The following is a 15010-nucleotide window of genomic DNA, read 5'->3' as shown; positions in this document are numbered from 1 at the left end:
AGTGCTCCTGTTAGACCGCTGCGGTCGCTAATTCACGAATATCGGCAAAGTGTCCGCTCACGGCTGCCGCTGCGGCCATGGCAGGGCTAACTAAATGAGTACGACCACCGCGGCCCTGACGTCCCTCAAAGTTACGGTTGCTAGTAGATGCACAACGTTCACCCGGATTCAGACGGTCGTTATTCATCGCCAAGCACATGGAACAGCCCGGCAAACGCCATTCGAAACCGGCTTCGATGAAAATCTTGTCTAAACCTTCTGACTCCGCTTGGGCTTTTACTGGCCCCGAGCCGGGAACGACGATGGCTTGTACGCCATTGGCGACTTTACGGCCTTTGGCAATTGCCGCTGCCGCACGTAAATCTTCAATGCGTGAGTTGGTGCAGGAGCCGATGAATACTTTGTCGATCGCGACGTCGGTCAACTTAACACCTGCTGCTAAATCCATGTAGGCCAGCGCTTTTTCCGCCGAGGCGCGTTCAATAGGATCGCTGAAGGATTCGGGCGTTGGGATAGGCTGATTAATCGCAATCACCTGTCCTGGGTTGGTTCCCCAGGTAACCTGCGGTGCAATCTCGCCTGCGTTCAACGTGATGATGGCGTCGAATTGAGCACCTGCATCGGATTTCAACGTACGCCAGTACTCGACGGCTTTTTCCCAGTTATCACCCTGTGGGGCAAACTGACGCCCTTTCAGATAGGTGAACGTGGTTTCATCTGGCGCAACCAGACCCGCTTTAGCGCCCATCTCAATGGCCATATTACACAGCGTCATCCGTCCTTCCATTGACAGTGCTTCAACGGCTTTGCCACAGAACTCGACAACATGTCCGGTACCGCCCGCGTGACCGATTTTTCCAATCACGGCCAAAACGATATCTTTGGCCGTGATGCCTTCTGCCGCATCGCCGATAATTTCAATTTTCATGGTCTTCGCCCGCCCCTGTTTCAAGGTTTGCGTGGCTAAAACATGTTCAACTTCTGAGGTTCCAATGCCGAAAGCCAATGCGCCAAATGCACCGTGAGTTGCCGTGTGAGAGTCACCACAGACGATAGTATTGCCCGGCAGCGTCATTCCCTGTTCTGGCCCGATGACGTGAACAATGCCTTGGAATGGATGATTCAGATCATACAGTTGAACCCCAAATTCCTTGCAGTTTTTCATCAACTCTTGCATTTGGATGCGTGCCATATCGCCGCAGGCATTAATGTCTTTAGTCTGCGTTGATACGTTGTGATCCATGGTGGCAAAGGTTTTACTTGTTTGGCGTACCGGACGCCCCATCGCGCGCAGGCCGTCAAACGCCTGTGGAGAAGTCACTTCATGCACCAAGTGGCGGTCGATATACAACAGTGGCGTTTCGTTTTTAGCTTCATAAACCACGTGTGCATCAAACAGTTTCTGATATAAAGTTTTCGCCATGATCAGGCCTCCTGAGCGATAAAGCGGGCGATGACATCACCCATTTCTGAGGTTGAAATAGCCTGACCATCACCGGCTAAATCACCAGTGCGGAAGCCTTGTTCTAATGCTTTGTTTACCGCTTGCTCTACGGCGTTGGCCGCGTCGTCAGCGTCCAGGCTGTAACGCAGCAGCAGGGCGAATGACAGAATTTGTGCGATAGGGTTGGCAATGTTTTTGCCCGCGATGTCTGGCGCAGAGCCGCCCGCAGGCTCATACAGGCCAAAGCCTTGTTCGTTCAAACTGGCGGAAGGCAACATCCCCATAGAGCCGGTGATCATGGCGCACTCGTCAGACAGAATATCGCCAAAGATATTGGAGCACAGCATCACGTCAAACTGCGAAGGGTCTTTGATCAACTGCATGGTGGCGTTGTCGATGTACATGTGATTTAACGCGACATCTGGATAGTCTTTGCCAATCTCGGTAGCAATTTCGCGCCACAAAATAGAACTTTGCAATACGTTAGCTTTGTCGATTGAGGTCACTTTTCCACGGCGCTTACGGGCAGCTTCGAAGGCGATACGCGCGATGCGTTCAATCTCGAAACGGTGGTATACCTCGGTATCAAACGCACGCTCATGCATTCCCTGACCTTCACGGCCTTTCGGTTGGCCGAAGTAGATACCGCCGGTCAATTCGCGCACGCACAGGATATCAAAGCCGCGTGCGGCAATATCGCTGCGCAGCGGGCAGAATTCTTCTAAACCTTCATATAAACGCGCTGGGCGCAGATTGCTAAACAGCTTGAAGTGTTTACGCAGTGGCAATAAGGCTCCGCGTTCTGGCTGCTGCGCCGGTGGCAGATTTTCCCACTTAGGGCCACCGACGGAGCCAAACAAAATAGCGCTGGCTTGTTCGCAGCCTGCGATGGTTGCCGCCGGCAGCGGTGTGCCATGCTTGTCGATTGCCGCACCACCAACGTCATATTCGCTGGTGGAGATACGCAGGCCAAAGCGCTGACGTACGGCGTCGATGGTTTTGTAGGCCTGAGCCATGATTTCTGGACCGATGCCGTCTCCGGGTAAAACGGCGATGTGATGTGTTTTGCTCATGATTAGACGGCTTCCTGATTAGAATGTGATGATGTTGTTTGTGTCTGGTGGATGCGTTGTTTTTCTTTTTCCACCTGTTGTGCACGCCAGATATTGTTCAGAACGTTAATTAACGCCAGAGCTGATGACTCAACGATGTCCGTTGTGATGCCAACGCCGTGAAAGCGACGACCATTATAATTAGCGACGATATCCACCTGACCCAGCGCATCTTTACCTTGGCCTTTGGCTGACAGCTGATATTTGACGATATCAATGTCATAACCGGCGATACGGTTGATAGCCTGATATACCGCATCAACAGGGCCATTACCGGTCGCTGCTTCGGCGCTAATTTCTCCTCCGATATTCAGTTTTACCGAGGCTGTAGCCATTACGCTGGTGCCAGATTGCACGCTGAAGTAGTCCAAACGGAAATGCTCAGGCTCTTCTTGCTGTTTATTGATGAAAGCTAAGGCTTCTAAGTCGTAGTCGAAAACTTGACCTTTTTTATCAGCCAGCTTCAGGAAAGCGTCATACAGAGTATCCAGATTGAAGTCGGTGCCTTCGCGATATCCCATCTCTTCCATATGATGCTTCACCGCGGCGCGTCCGGATCGTGAGGTCAGATTCAGCTGTACCTGATTCAGACCAATCGATTCTGGCGTCATGATTTCGTAGTTTTCGCGGTTTTTCAGCACGCCGTCTTGGTGAATACCTGATGAGTGGGCAAAAGCGTTAGAACCGACGATGGCTTTGTTGCCAGGGATGGGCATATTGCACATTTGGCTGACAAATTGGCTAGTACGATAGATTTCCTGATGATGAATATTGGTGTGGACGCCCAGCATTTCGGAACGAGTGCGGATGGCCATAATGACCTCTTCCAACGCACAGTTTCCAGCACGTTCACCGATACCATTGATCGTCCCTTCGACCTGACGAGCCCCCGCTTGTACGGCAGTAATAGAGTTAGCGACCGACATCCCTAAATCATCGTGACAGTGTACGGAGATAATGGCTTTATCTATGTTTGGAACTCGCTCGTACAAATTGGTGATGATGCCACCAAATTGATACGGCGTGGTATAGCCAACGGTATCGGGAATATTGATGGTCGTCGCGCCGGCTTTGATCGCCGCTTCCACGATGCGGCACAGATTGTCTAACGGAGTGCGGCCCGCGTCTTCACAGGAAAATTCGACGTCGTCAGTATAATTGCGAGCGCGTTTGACAGAATGTACCGCCATCGCGACCACATCTTCAAAGGACTTTTTCAGTTTAGATTCAACATGTAACGTTGAGGTAGCCAAAAAGACATGGATGCGGAAGGCTTCAGCCACGCGCAGCGCTTCAGCCGCAACGTCGATATCTTTATCTACGCACCGCGCTAAGCCACAGACTCGGCTATTTTTGATGTTGCGTGCGATGGTTTGTACTGATTCAAAATCGCCTGGTGAAGAAACGGGAAAGCCAACTTCCATCACGTCAACGCCCATGCGCTCTAAGGCCATTGCGATCTGCATCTTTTCTTTGACGCTCAGGCTGGCTTGTAACGCTTGTTCACCATCGCGCAGCGTGGTGTCGAAAATAATGACTTGTTGGCTCATGCAGGTTGCTCCTCGCAGTTTTTATTAACTCATCAGTTTTTATTAACGCGTTGCGCTGCTTTTGATGCAAAAAAAAGCCCGCGCATTTGCGCGGGCTTTCTTGTGTTTGGTTGGAATCAGTTTTGATTACCGCCCACAGGCTCACCGCGCAAATTGGATGCGAGAAGGAGGAGGCCTAGGAGACGAGTCATCTTGATCATGTGATTCCGCTCTTAATCTGGGTGAATAAACTCAATGCTTAAAGTGATACTGGATAGCGGTAACCTTGTCAACGGCTATTTAGTTGAGTGAAGAAAACTCATCTTCTTGCGTGATAGTGATTAATGTTCCCGTTGTCATGTAATACAGAATTGTGAAGTTCCTTCAATCTTTATTCGAAACATTAGTGTGCTAATTGCGTTCGGCTTATTCTATAGCTTCATGCGTTTTTATTGTAACTAATTGGATGAGAACAGTATTTCCATAAATATACATGGGTATTATTCATTGTTATTTAATCATTGCTTCCTTGAATTTTAAGTACAACTAAATCATTAATCAGTAGAATGTATCAATATTGAATGAGTGGCTGCCTAATGAGTGATTGTTGTACTCGCATGTCATTGTAATTCGAATTGTATAAATTTATCTTAAATCATGTGAGTGCTTTAATTCATAAAGCTTAATGGCTATCTATCATTTATGAATTCATTTGCCCTCAGAATTTTAATCAAACCGTAATGTCGTTTGTTTTAATTTCGACGTTAACAAAGTTATTTATATTAGGGTGATGTATGTCAGCACAAAGTGAAGTTATGTCATTGGCCGAGAATGGAAGTACAGAACTGGTTCAGTTAAGAAACGTTGATCTTAATTTGCTTACCGTTTTTGATGCGGTAATGCAGGTGCAAAATATTACCCGAGCGGCACATGCTTTGGGCATGTCTCAACCCGCGGTAAGTAATGCCGTTGCTCGCTTAAAAGTGATGTTCAATGATGAATTGTTTATGCGCTATGGCCGAGGTATTCAGCCAACTCATCGTGCATATCAGCTGTTTGGTTCGGTTCGTCAGGCATTGCAGATTGTACAGAACGAACTCCCAGGTTCAGGTTTTAATCCGCTGATCAGCGAAAGAGTTTTCAATGTTGCAATTTGTAGCCCATTAGATATTCGCTTAACAGCGAAGCTGTTTAATCAGATCAAAGATAGCGCTTCCCATGTTCAATTACATTTAAACTCATCGGTGAATGAAAATATTGAGCGTAAATTGCGTTATCAAGAAAAAGACTTCCTGATCAGTTACAGCCGTTTTGAAAGTGATGAATATTCCTGTGAGCCGTTATTCAAAGATGAGTTTGTTTTAGCGGTATCCAAAAATCACCCGCGTATTAATAATATGGTTAGCGCTCAGCAGTTATTGGTTGAGCAGCATGCGGTTGTTGGATTAAATCTCTTCTCATCGCTGAGTCGTGGTTATTATGAGTCTAGTGAATTAGCACGCTGCATTGCATATCAAGGTACTGATATGAATAGCGTATTGAGCGTTGTTTCTAAAACAGAAATGGTTGCTATTGCACCTCGTTGGCTTGTTGAAGAATACGCTGAGCATTTGAATCTCTCTGCCGTGCTTCTGAGTGATATCGAAAGAGAGCGTACCTGCTACCTGAGCTGGCACCATGCGGCAGAGCGTGACAGCGGTCACCAGTGGATGAAGTCAGTCCTCAGCGAGTTTGGTAGTAAGTTTTAATTATTAATTAATTTAAAAATTGAAATTACATAAAATGGAGAGCCTAGCTCTCCATTTTTATCTTTAGCACAATAGCTCATAAACTAGTGTTTTATACATCCTGAACCCTCTTTTCCCAGTTTTTTATGTTTTTCATTTTTTCGTCTATCGCGCCTAGATTTTCCATCTATGGTGTCGATGTCATGGCTATAAATCATTCAAAAAATCGATCATAACTCACATTTATGGATTGAATAATCGTTGACCCGACAGCTAGAACAGGTAGACTTCCGCCAAAAGAGCGCACAGCTGTAAGCTGAATGAGATTTTTCACTTATATCTCATGGCGACTTCCACTTCGATAAATTCAATGAACTTCTTCTATGATCAATGAGTTAAATAAATACCATCTGGTTGAACGTATTCAGCAGCAGATCAAACATATTCCGCATCGCGTTGCGCTACGTGAATGGTCTGCTCACGGTGAAACACCCTATACTTGGCAGCAGGTCGGACTGCGCGTTGAAAAATTGGCGCTGGCATTGTGTGCGCTAGGTGTTGATGTTCAGGAACGAGTGGCGATCTTTGCCCACAACTCGGTTTCATGGTCACTGATTGATCTAGCGATCTTACACCTGCGTGCGATCACGGTTCCTGTTTACTCGACGAATACCGCAGCTCAGACGGCATTTGTTCTCAATGATGCAGACGTACGTATTTTGTTTGTTGATGGTCAATCTCAATATAACGCGGCGCTAGCATTACGAGGAGTATGCCCTCAGCTTGAGCATATTATTGTTATGTCGGACAGTATCGACATGCAGGGCTGCGAAATTGCATGTACGCTAGATTCATTCGCGGCCAGTGCACAAGAACGCTTTTTACCTCTGTTAAAAGAACGTATTGAACAGGCTGACATGAGCGATCTGTTCACGCTGATCTACACATCAGGGACTACCGGTGAGCCGAAAGGCGTCATGCTGAATTACACCAATATGGGTGCTCAACTGCGTTTGCATGACGAACGTCTGACCGTAACAGCAGAGGATGTGTCACTTTGTTTTCTGCCACTTTCGCACGTATTTGAACGCGCTTGGAGCTTCTATGTTATGCATAGTGGCGCGCAAAACGTGTATCTCAGCGATACCAATCAGGTACGCGAAGCGATGCAGTCAGTGAAACCAACAGTGATGTGTGCGGTGCCGCGTTTCTACGAGAAAATTTTCAGCGCCATCCATGAAAAAGTGGCACAGGCGAAATGGCATAAACGCGCCATGTTTAAGTGTGCAATTTGGGTAGGGGAGAAACGTTTCCTCACTGAACGAGCAGGCTGCAAGCCGAACGTCGTTTTATCAGCTATGCATAAGCTGGCTGATAAACTCGTACTGAGCAAACTGCGCGGGATTTTGGGGGGACGCGTGCGATTTTTGCCTGCGGCTGGGGCAAAAATGGATGATAACGTTATTCTCTTCTTCCAAGCATTGGGCGCAAATATTAAATATGGCTATGGCATGACAGAAACCTGCGCCACGGTATCTTGTTGGGAAGAGAACGATTTCCGCTTTGGTTCTATCGGCAAACCGCTGCCCGATGTTGAAGTTCGCATTGGCCACGAAAATGAAATCCAAGTGCGCGGACCGATTGTTATGTGCGGTTACTACAACAAACCGTTAGAAACTGCGGCAACCTTTACGGAAGATGGCTGGCTGAAAACGGGCGATGCGGGGGCATTAGATGAAAATGGCAACTTGTTTATTACTGAACGCCTAAAAGATCTGATGAAAACCTCCAATGGTAAATACATTGCGCCACAAATGGTGGAAGGTACGCTAGCACAGGATCGTTTTATTGAGCAGGTTGCCGTGATCGCCGACGCAAGAAAGTTTGTGTCTGCCTTGATCGTTCCTTGTTTCGAGTCGCTGGAAGAGTACGCCAAGTCGATCAACTTAAAATATCACGATCGTCTGGATTTACTCCGTCATAGCCATATTGTAGAAATGTTTGATCAGCGTCTACGTGAGATGCAAAAGGGTTTAGCGAAGTTTGAGCAGGTTAAGCGTTTTACGCTGCTGCCCGAAGCTTTCTCGATGGAGCAGGGAGAACTAACCCCAACCCTGAAACTGCGGCGAAAAATTATTAATTCTCGCTATCAGATGGAAATCGAGTCCATGTATTTGGAACATTAATTTCTATCACAGTGGTATCAACGGCCAGCGCTTCTGCTGGCCGTTTTCTTTTTGTGTGGTATCACAGACTATCTTTTAGGGCTGAGAATGATTTAGTTCTGTAATTTAGTCACCTGCAGCGATAAGCGCGGAGCTAACACCCTTACTCTTAGCGTTTTATGCCTAAAAAAATCAAGAATCCAGCAAGGTTACAATTCCTCCACTTTTGCTTCTGAGTTTGCCGTTTGCGCACTTGTTATTCCCACGTTAAGGTAATAAATCAAACACAACACATAAAAACAGGGATAAACTCTAATGCTGGCCTGCTAAGCGTGATTTTAGGGGAAGTACACCGATGGGGTCGTAGCAGCTTTAGCTGCCGGAGTGCCCCGCGGTGTGCTAGCCCCGTGTATCTCGATCTCTTAAACGATTCGCATTAGTGATAAACCCTGGATATAACCTACGCAAAGTCAGCCGGGAGGCAAACCATGGAGATGTTGTCAGGAGCCGAGATGGTCGTTCGATCGTTGATCGATCAGGGAGTAAAGCATGTATTCGGTTATCCGGGCGGGGCCGTTCTTGATATTTACGACGCTCTGCATACGGTTGGATGTATTGAACATGTGCTCGTGCGTCATGAACAAGGCGCAGTGCACATGGCCGACGGTTTTGCGCGGGCTACAGGAGAAGTGGGCGTGGTGCTGGTCACATCAGGACCGGGAGCGACCAATGCCATCACCGGTATTGCGACGGCTTATATGGATTCGGTGCCGATGGTAGTGATCTCTGGTCAGGTGGCCACGTCTCTGATTGGTAATGATGCGTTTCAGGAATGCGACATGGTGGGGATATCCCGTCCAGTCGTGAAACACAGTTTCCTAGTTAAGCATACCGAGGATATTCCTACCATTCTCAAAAAGGCCTTCTATTTAGCGTCTACCGGACGCCCAGGCCCAGTCGTAGTCGATTTACCTAAAGACATCATGAGTCCGGCGATTAAGCTGCCTTATTCATACCCTGAAAGTGTCAAAATGCGTTCTTATAACCCAACCTTGCAAGGTCATCGTGGTCAGATTAAGCGCGCCTTGCAGACGTTGTTAGCAGCCAAACAGCCGATTATCTATGCCGGCGGTGGGGTGATTAGTTCTGGCTGCCATGAAGAACTGCGTGAACTGGCTGAGCGCTTGAATATTCCAGTCACTACCTCGTTGATGGGGCTGGGTGGCTTCCCTGCATCACATGCGCAAAGCCTAGGGATGTTGGGAATGCACGGCACTTATGAAGCCAACATGGCGATGCATAATGCAGATGTTATTTTTGCCGTTGGTGTCCGTTTTGACGATCGCACCACCAATAATCTTGCTAAATATTGCCCAAATGCGACTGTGCTACATATTGATATCGATCCGACATCGATCTCGAAAACCGTGGATGCGGATATTCCGATCGTCGGTGATGCTAAAGAGGCACTAGCGACGTTCCTAGAGTTGTTAGGTCAGAAAGAGGTTAAACAAGACTTCGATGGCCTGCGTGATTGGTGGCAGAGCATTGCTCAATGGCGTGCGCGCAAATGCTTGAGTTACGACACCACAAGTGGCCGCATTAAGCCACAGCAGGTCATTGAAACTTTGCATCGGCTGACGAAAGGGGAAGCCTATGTTGCATCTGACGTGGGGCAGCACCAAATGTTTGCCGCACTCTATTATGGCTTTGATAAACCGCGGCGCTGGGTGAACTCGGGCGGTTTGGGCACGATGGGCTTCGGTTTACCCGCGGCGCTTGGGATTAAATTAGCCCTGCCAGAAGAAACCGTGATTTGCGTGACAGGGGATGGCAGTATCCAGATGAATATTCAGGAGCTATCTACCGCATTGCAATACGATTTACCGGTCGTGGTGATTAACCTGAACAACCGTTTCCTAGGCATGGTGAAGCAGTGGCAAGATATGATTTACGCGGGACGTCACTCGCAGTCATATATGGAATCGTTGCCAGATTTTGTAAAGCTCGCAGAAGCCTATGGACATGTTGGTATTTCTATCCGCACGCCGGATGAACTGGAAAGCAAATTAGAACAGGCATTGGCGGTTAAAAACCGTCTGGTGTTTGTTGATGTGACCATCGATGAAACTGAACACGTTTACCCAATGCAGATCCGCGGTGGGTCAATGGATGAAATGTGGTTAAGCAAAACGGAGAGGACTTAATAATGCGCCGGATCTTATCTGTATTACTGGAAAACGAATCAGGCGCACTGTCCCGCGTGGTTGGCCTGTTTTCGCAGCGTGGGTACAACATTGAAAGCCTGACTGTAGCCCCGACTGATGACCCCACGCTTTCGCGTATGACTATTCAAACCGTCGGTGACGCTAAGGTGCTAGAACAGATTGAAAAACAACTGCATAAATTGGTAGATGTTCTGCGAGTGAGTGAGTTGGTACAAGGATCGCACGTAGAGCGAGAAATCATGCTGGTGAAGCTACAGGCTAGCGGTTATGGACGAGAAGAAGTTAAGCGTAGCACCGATATTTTCCGTGGTCAGATCGTAGACGTCACAGCTTCGCTTTACACCGTTCAGCTAGTTGGCACCAGCGACAAGCTCGATGCCTTCCTAAGTGCCGTACGAGAGGTTGCTGAAATTGTTGAAGTCGCTCGTTCAGGCATCGTGGGTGTATCTCGTGGTGACAAAATAATGCGTTAATGCAGGTCAATTTTCTGTCTAATAGTGCTATTTGGAGGCTCAGCTTTGTGCTGAGCCTCTTACTTTTTCCTATTTGCTGATGCCTTTCAGCAAAACCGGTTGCTCCTTTCTTCTTTATGCGGTTAGATCAATGCTATTAAAGGCCATTCGGTCTTCTTATTTCATTTGATGCAGGTAATGTATTTTACTGGCTCAAGAGGGGGATAACGTGAAGTTGGATGAAATCGCGCGTCTTGCAGGGGTCTCGCGGACGACGGCCAGTTATGTCATTAACGGTAAAGCCAAACAGTACCGTGTAAGTGATAAGACGGTTGAGAAAGTGATGGCTGTGGTTCGTGAGCATAACTATCATCCAAACGCCGTTGCCGCAGGATTGCGTGCTGGGCGCACCCGTTCAATTGGATTGGTTATACCTGATCTGGAAAATACCAGTTATACCCGTATTGCAAATTATCTGGAGCGCCAAGCGCGTCAACGTGGCTATCAGTTACTCATTGCTTGTTCAGAAGATCAACCTGACAATGAAATGCGTTGTATTGAACATCTGCTACAACGTCAGGTTGATGCGATCATCGTATCGACGGCGCTGCAGCCAGAACATCCGTTCTACCAGCGCTGGGCAAAGGATCCTTTGCCGATCATTGCGCTGGATCGCGCACTCGATCCTGAACACTTTATTAGCGTTGTCGGTGCCGATCGTGAAGATTCGGAGATGTTGGCGGAAGAGTTACGGAAATTCCCAGCGAAATCGGTGCTCTATCTTGGCGCACTTCCTGAGCTATCCGTGAGTTTCCTGCGCGAACAAGGTTTTCGTGATGCTTGGCGAGAAGATCCACGTGAAGTGCAATATCTTTACACCAACAGTTATGAACGTGACGCGGCAGGTGTCGCATTCTCTAACTGGTTAAAAAATAATGAAATGCCGCAGGCGTTGTTCACGACTTCCTTCCCGCTTTTGCAAGGGGTTTTGGATGTGACATTGAAACACCACGGGCATTTACCTACCGATTTGGCCATTGCGACTTTTGGTGATAATGAGCTCCTAGATTTTCTGGATTGCCCAGTACTGTCAGTCGGTCAGCGTCACCGTGATATTGCCGAACGTGTTCTGGAACTGGTACTCGCAAGTTTAGATGAACCGAAGAAACCGAAGGCGGGATTGAGCCGGATGCGTCGTGTTTTATTAAAGCGCGGACGACTAAACCGGATGTAAGCAGCAATAATAAAGTGTTATCTCATCAATGGGCGCCGGTTTTTACCGGCGCTTTTTTATGCCTGTGCTTTGATATAGCCCGAGACTTTGAAGAGTCTACGGCAGTAATCAAGGAAGTACCCATAGGCGACGCCCATAGCCATTGAAACCACCGCATTACTGGTGACCGCAGCCAGGATTTGCGCGCCATCAGCCCCGACATACCACAGAATAATGGCATAAACCGGTGACTGGAAAGAGACATAGGCAATCAGATCCGCCAAGATTTTTGCCATGCCTTTTGAACGACAGCGTTGTGACTGGCGAATGAACCAGTCGCGGTACACGCCATAGGGCCAAGCAATAAGAATATTGACGGGGATGGAAAGCAAGCGAGATGACAACGACTGATTAAAGCTCATGCCAGAAATAAAAACTTCAATCAGCATGCCGACGATAAAGGAATAAACTACCAGCGCAAAAATATCTGCGGCAGCGCTGCGGGCACGTGAAGCGGGTGAGAACATAACGGCTAACTCCATTTTGAAACTAGTCATTAATACTGTTTTGTTGCGCTTTTGTTGGTGTTATGAACTGCATTTTGGTTGCTTAAATAGCATACATGATTGCTGTTTGTTTTTTAACTAGCTATAAATTTTAATTTATAATGACTTTTGCTACAAAAAACTCTTAGAGTAGCGCGCCGAAGAGAATTTCATGATTTCTTACCGTGGCGTTAAAATTTTTGTTTTCTTTCAATTTGTTGTGTGAAAATCATACAAATAACGTTTGTCGATCACGAGTTCGCCGCCAAATCGGGAGGTTTGCAAAATAAAATTGATATTTGAGAACTATCTGAGGTGAACGTTATTCAGAGGTAAATTTATCTAAATTACGATTTAAAAAAAGCAGTTAGATATTTAGTGCCTAAAGCCATTATTATCTGACGATAAAGTAAGATAAAATGTCAGACAGAAAAAATTAAATGAAGGTTTTTTAATTAATTGATTGATGTTAAAAGGTATTTTTAATTTCTGGCATTGAATAACTTATGCTGAATTAGTCTTTGCTTTACCAATGTAAAGCGTATGTAAATTATCCAAGACATGTTCAAAATGAGAGCTATATTGCAAAGTCTGGTTAAATTTTAATTTTTGGTAAAATTTCTGTGTTTCGAGTCACTGACACTTCCCTCCAAGAATTTCCCTTAATTTATCATGATGTTAATTTTATTATTCCTCTTTAGGACTTTTCATAGTGGAAGGTTTTAAATTCACTTCAAGCAAAAATAATCCCAAACCGCATCCGCTCTGGCTTGACAAGGTTTTCCTACCCTCCGTAAACTTCCTTATGTGGGAATTTGTGGAGTAAAGTGGTGAGATGGGGCAACGAGGGGTAATTTAGGTATGTTTCGTGGCGCAACAACCATCAACCTTGACGGTAAAGGACGCTTAGCGGTTCCGATGCGCTATCGCGAATTACTGCTTGAGGAATCGCAAGGTCAAATGGTTTGCACCATCGATCTCCATCAACCATGCCTATTGCTTTATACCCTGCCTCAGTGGGAAGTGATTGAACAAAAGCTTTCGCGTTTATCGAGCATGAATCCTGTAGAGCGCCGCATTCAGCGTCTGCTGTTAGGTCATGCGAGTGAGTGTCAGATGGATAGCGCGGGTCGATTGCTGATAGCAAGTACGTTGCGTCAGCACGCAGGACTCACAAAACAAGTGATGCTAGTTGGGCAGTTCAATAAGTTTGAGCTGTGGGATGAAGAAAACTGGTATCAACAAGTCAAGGAAGATATTGACGCACAACAGACCGTTACGGAGCCTTTATCCGAACGGCTACAGGATTTGTCGTTATAGTCATGTCAGAAGAAAATTACCAACACAAGACCGTGTTGCTTGATGAGGCGGTAAACGGCCTTAATCTGCGCAGTAACGGCATTTATATTGATGGCACTTTTGGTCGCGGTGGTCATTCCCGTCTTATTTTGTCTCAGTTGGGACCGGAAGGACGCTTGCTGGCTATCGATCGTGACCCGCAGGCTATTGCCGCAGCAGCAGAAATCACCGACCCACGCTTTTCTATCATCCACGGCCCATTCTCCGATATGGCGACCTATGTACGCGAATTAGGTCTGGAAGGTCAAATCAACGGTGTTTTGCTTGATCTTGGAGTGTCTTCACCACAGCTTGACGATGCTGAGCGTGGTTTCTCCTTTATGCGTGACGGACCGCTTGATATGCGTATGGATCCAACCCGTGGCCTTTCTGCCGCAGAGTGGTTGATGAAAGCGGAAGAAGAAGATATTGCCTGGGTGCTGAAAACCTTCGGCGAAGAACGCTTTGCTAAGCGCATTGCTCGCGCCATCGTTGAGCGTAATCGTCTTGAGCCGATGACACGGACGCATGAATTGGCAACGCTGATTGCGAACGCAAGCCCATTCCGTGAAAAGCATAAGCATCCTGCCACGCGCAGCTTCCAAGCGATCCGTATCTATATCAATAGCGAACTGGAAGAGATTGAACGCGCACTGAACGGCGCGTTGGAAATTCTATCCCCAGAAGGACGTCTGTCGGTTATCAGCTTCCACTCGTTGGAAGATCGCATTGTTAAACAGTTTATTCGCCACCATAGCCGTGGTCCTCAGGTTCCAGCTGGTATCCCTTTAACCGAAGCTCAACTGCGCAGCCAAGGTGGTCGTAAGTTGAAAGCGCTCGGGAAAATGAAACCAAGCAGTGATGAAGTAAGCGCTAACCCACGAGCACGAAGTTCTGTCCTGCGTTTTGCGGAAAGGACGGTTGAATGATCGGTAACGAGCGCCACACGCTAGTTGCCGTTATTGGCGGAGATATTCTCCGCCACGGCAAGCTGCCTCTGATTCTGTTTATCGGTGTGCTGGTTTCGGCTGTGCTGGTGGTAACAACAACGCATAAAACACGCTTGTTGACCGCGCAGCGCGAGCAGTTAGTGCTTGAGCGTGACGCTCTAGATATCGAGTGGCGCAATTTGATTCTGGAAGAGAATGCGTTAGGCGATCACAGCCGCGTGGAACGAATTGCAACAGAGAAGCTGCAAATGCAGCACGTAGACCCATCTCAAGAGAATATCGTGGTTAAACAATAGCGTATTTAACC

At 47.2% G+C, this 15010-nt stretch carries 12 protein-coding genes; 8 read left to right on the top strand and 4 right to left on the bottom strand.

Translation table 11 applies throughout. The annotated features are described in order from the left end of the window. Positions 1-10 precede the first annotated feature (10 nt). Genes leuC through leuA form a run of 3 tightly spaced genes read right to left on the bottom strand, consistent with a single transcriptional unit; the run spans position 11 to position 4106 of the window. Positions 11-1423, bottom strand: coding sequence for a 3-isopropylmalate dehydratase large subunit (leuC, locus tag K9N75_RS17965; RefSeq protein WP_008814608.1), 1413 nt, complete (start codon positions 1421-1423; stop codon positions 11-13). 2 nt (positions 1424-1425) lie between these two features. Beyond that, a complete protein-coding gene (gene leuB, locus K9N75_RS17960; protein WP_215757698.1) occupies positions 1426-2517 on the bottom strand; it encodes a 3-isopropylmalate dehydrogenase in 1092 nt (363 codons plus the stop codon). A 2-nt stretch (positions 2518-2519) separates the two neighbouring features. Continuing rightward, positions 2520-4106 (bottom strand): 2-isopropylmalate synthase, encoded by a 1587-nt coding sequence (leuA, locus tag K9N75_RS17955; RefSeq protein WP_004094574.1) that lies wholly within the window; start codon positions 4104-4106, stop codon positions 2520-2522. 773 nt (positions 4107-4879) lie between these two features. Between leuA and leuO the strand changes: the two genes are divergently transcribed. From leuO to cra, 5 genes are all read left to right on the top strand, one after another. Beyond that, entirely contained in the window at positions 4880-5833 is a 954-nt protein-coding gene (gene leuO / locus K9N75_RS17950; protein WP_008814606.1) for a transcriptional regulator LeuO, read from the top strand. A gap of 362 nt (positions 5834-6195) precedes the next feature. Continuing rightward, the gene (locus K9N75_RS17945; RefSeq protein ID WP_224451969.1) at positions 6196-7998 is read left to right on the top strand and encodes an AMP-dependent synthetase/ligase; all 1803 of its coding nucleotides are present in this window, start codon (positions 6196-6198) and stop codon (positions 7996-7998) included. Between the two features lie 467 nt (positions 7999-8465). After that, positions 8466-10184, top strand: a complete 1719-nt coding sequence (gene ilvI / locus K9N75_RS17940) for an acetolactate synthase 3 large subunit (RefSeq protein ID WP_224451968.1) — start codon at positions 8466-8468, stop codon at positions 10182-10184. A 2-nt stretch (positions 10185-10186) separates the two neighbouring features. Further along, the gene (gene ilvN / locus K9N75_RS17935; RefSeq protein ID WP_008814603.1) at positions 10187-10678 is read left to right on the top strand and encodes an acetolactate synthase small subunit; all 492 of its coding nucleotides are present in this window, start codon (positions 10187-10189) and stop codon (positions 10676-10678) included. 208 nt (positions 10679-10886) lie between these two features. Then, positions 10887-11891, top strand: a complete 1005-nt coding sequence (gene cra / locus K9N75_RS17930) for a catabolite repressor/activator (RefSeq protein ID WP_004094567.1) — start codon at positions 10887-10889, stop codon at positions 11889-11891. 56 nt (positions 11892-11947) lie between these two features. Here the strand turns inward: cra and K9N75_RS17925 are convergent, their stop codons facing one another. Continuing rightward, a complete protein-coding gene (locus tag K9N75_RS17925; protein ID WP_008814602.1) occupies positions 11948-12397 on the bottom strand; it encodes an L-alanine exporter AlaE in 450 nt (149 codons plus the stop codon). Positions 12398-13276: 879 nt separating this feature from the next. Here K9N75_RS17925 and mraZ point away from each other — a divergent pair. The 3 genes from mraZ to ftsL are packed head-to-tail and all read left to right on the top strand — an operon-like array spanning position 13277 to position 14999. After that, the gene (gene mraZ / locus K9N75_RS17920) at positions 13277-13735 is read left to right on the top strand and encodes a division/cell wall cluster transcriptional repressor MraZ (protein ID WP_008814601.1); all 459 of its coding nucleotides are present in this window, start codon (positions 13277-13279) and stop codon (positions 13733-13735) included. Positions 13736-13737: 2 nt separating this feature from the next. Continuing rightward, positions 13738-14682, top strand: a complete 945-nt coding sequence (gene rsmH / locus K9N75_RS17915; RefSeq protein ID WP_008814600.1) for a 16S rRNA (cytosine(1402)-N(4))-methyltransferase RsmH — start codon at positions 13738-13740, stop codon at positions 14680-14682. After that, a complete protein-coding gene (gene ftsL, locus K9N75_RS17910) occupies positions 14679-14999 on the top strand; it encodes a cell division protein FtsL (protein ID WP_004094561.1) in 321 nt (106 codons plus the stop codon). The genes rsmH and ftsL overlap by 4 nt, the downstream gene beginning before the upstream one ends. Positions 15000-15010 lie beyond the last annotated feature (11 nt).

The organism is Hafnia paralvei (assembly GCF_020150375.1).
GTDB classification, from domain to species: Bacteria; Pseudomonadota; Gammaproteobacteria; order Enterobacterales; family Enterobacteriaceae; genus Hafnia; species Hafnia paralvei.
Note: the sequence above shows the minus strand (reverse complement) of the source record. Positions and strands in the feature narration are given on the sequence as shown.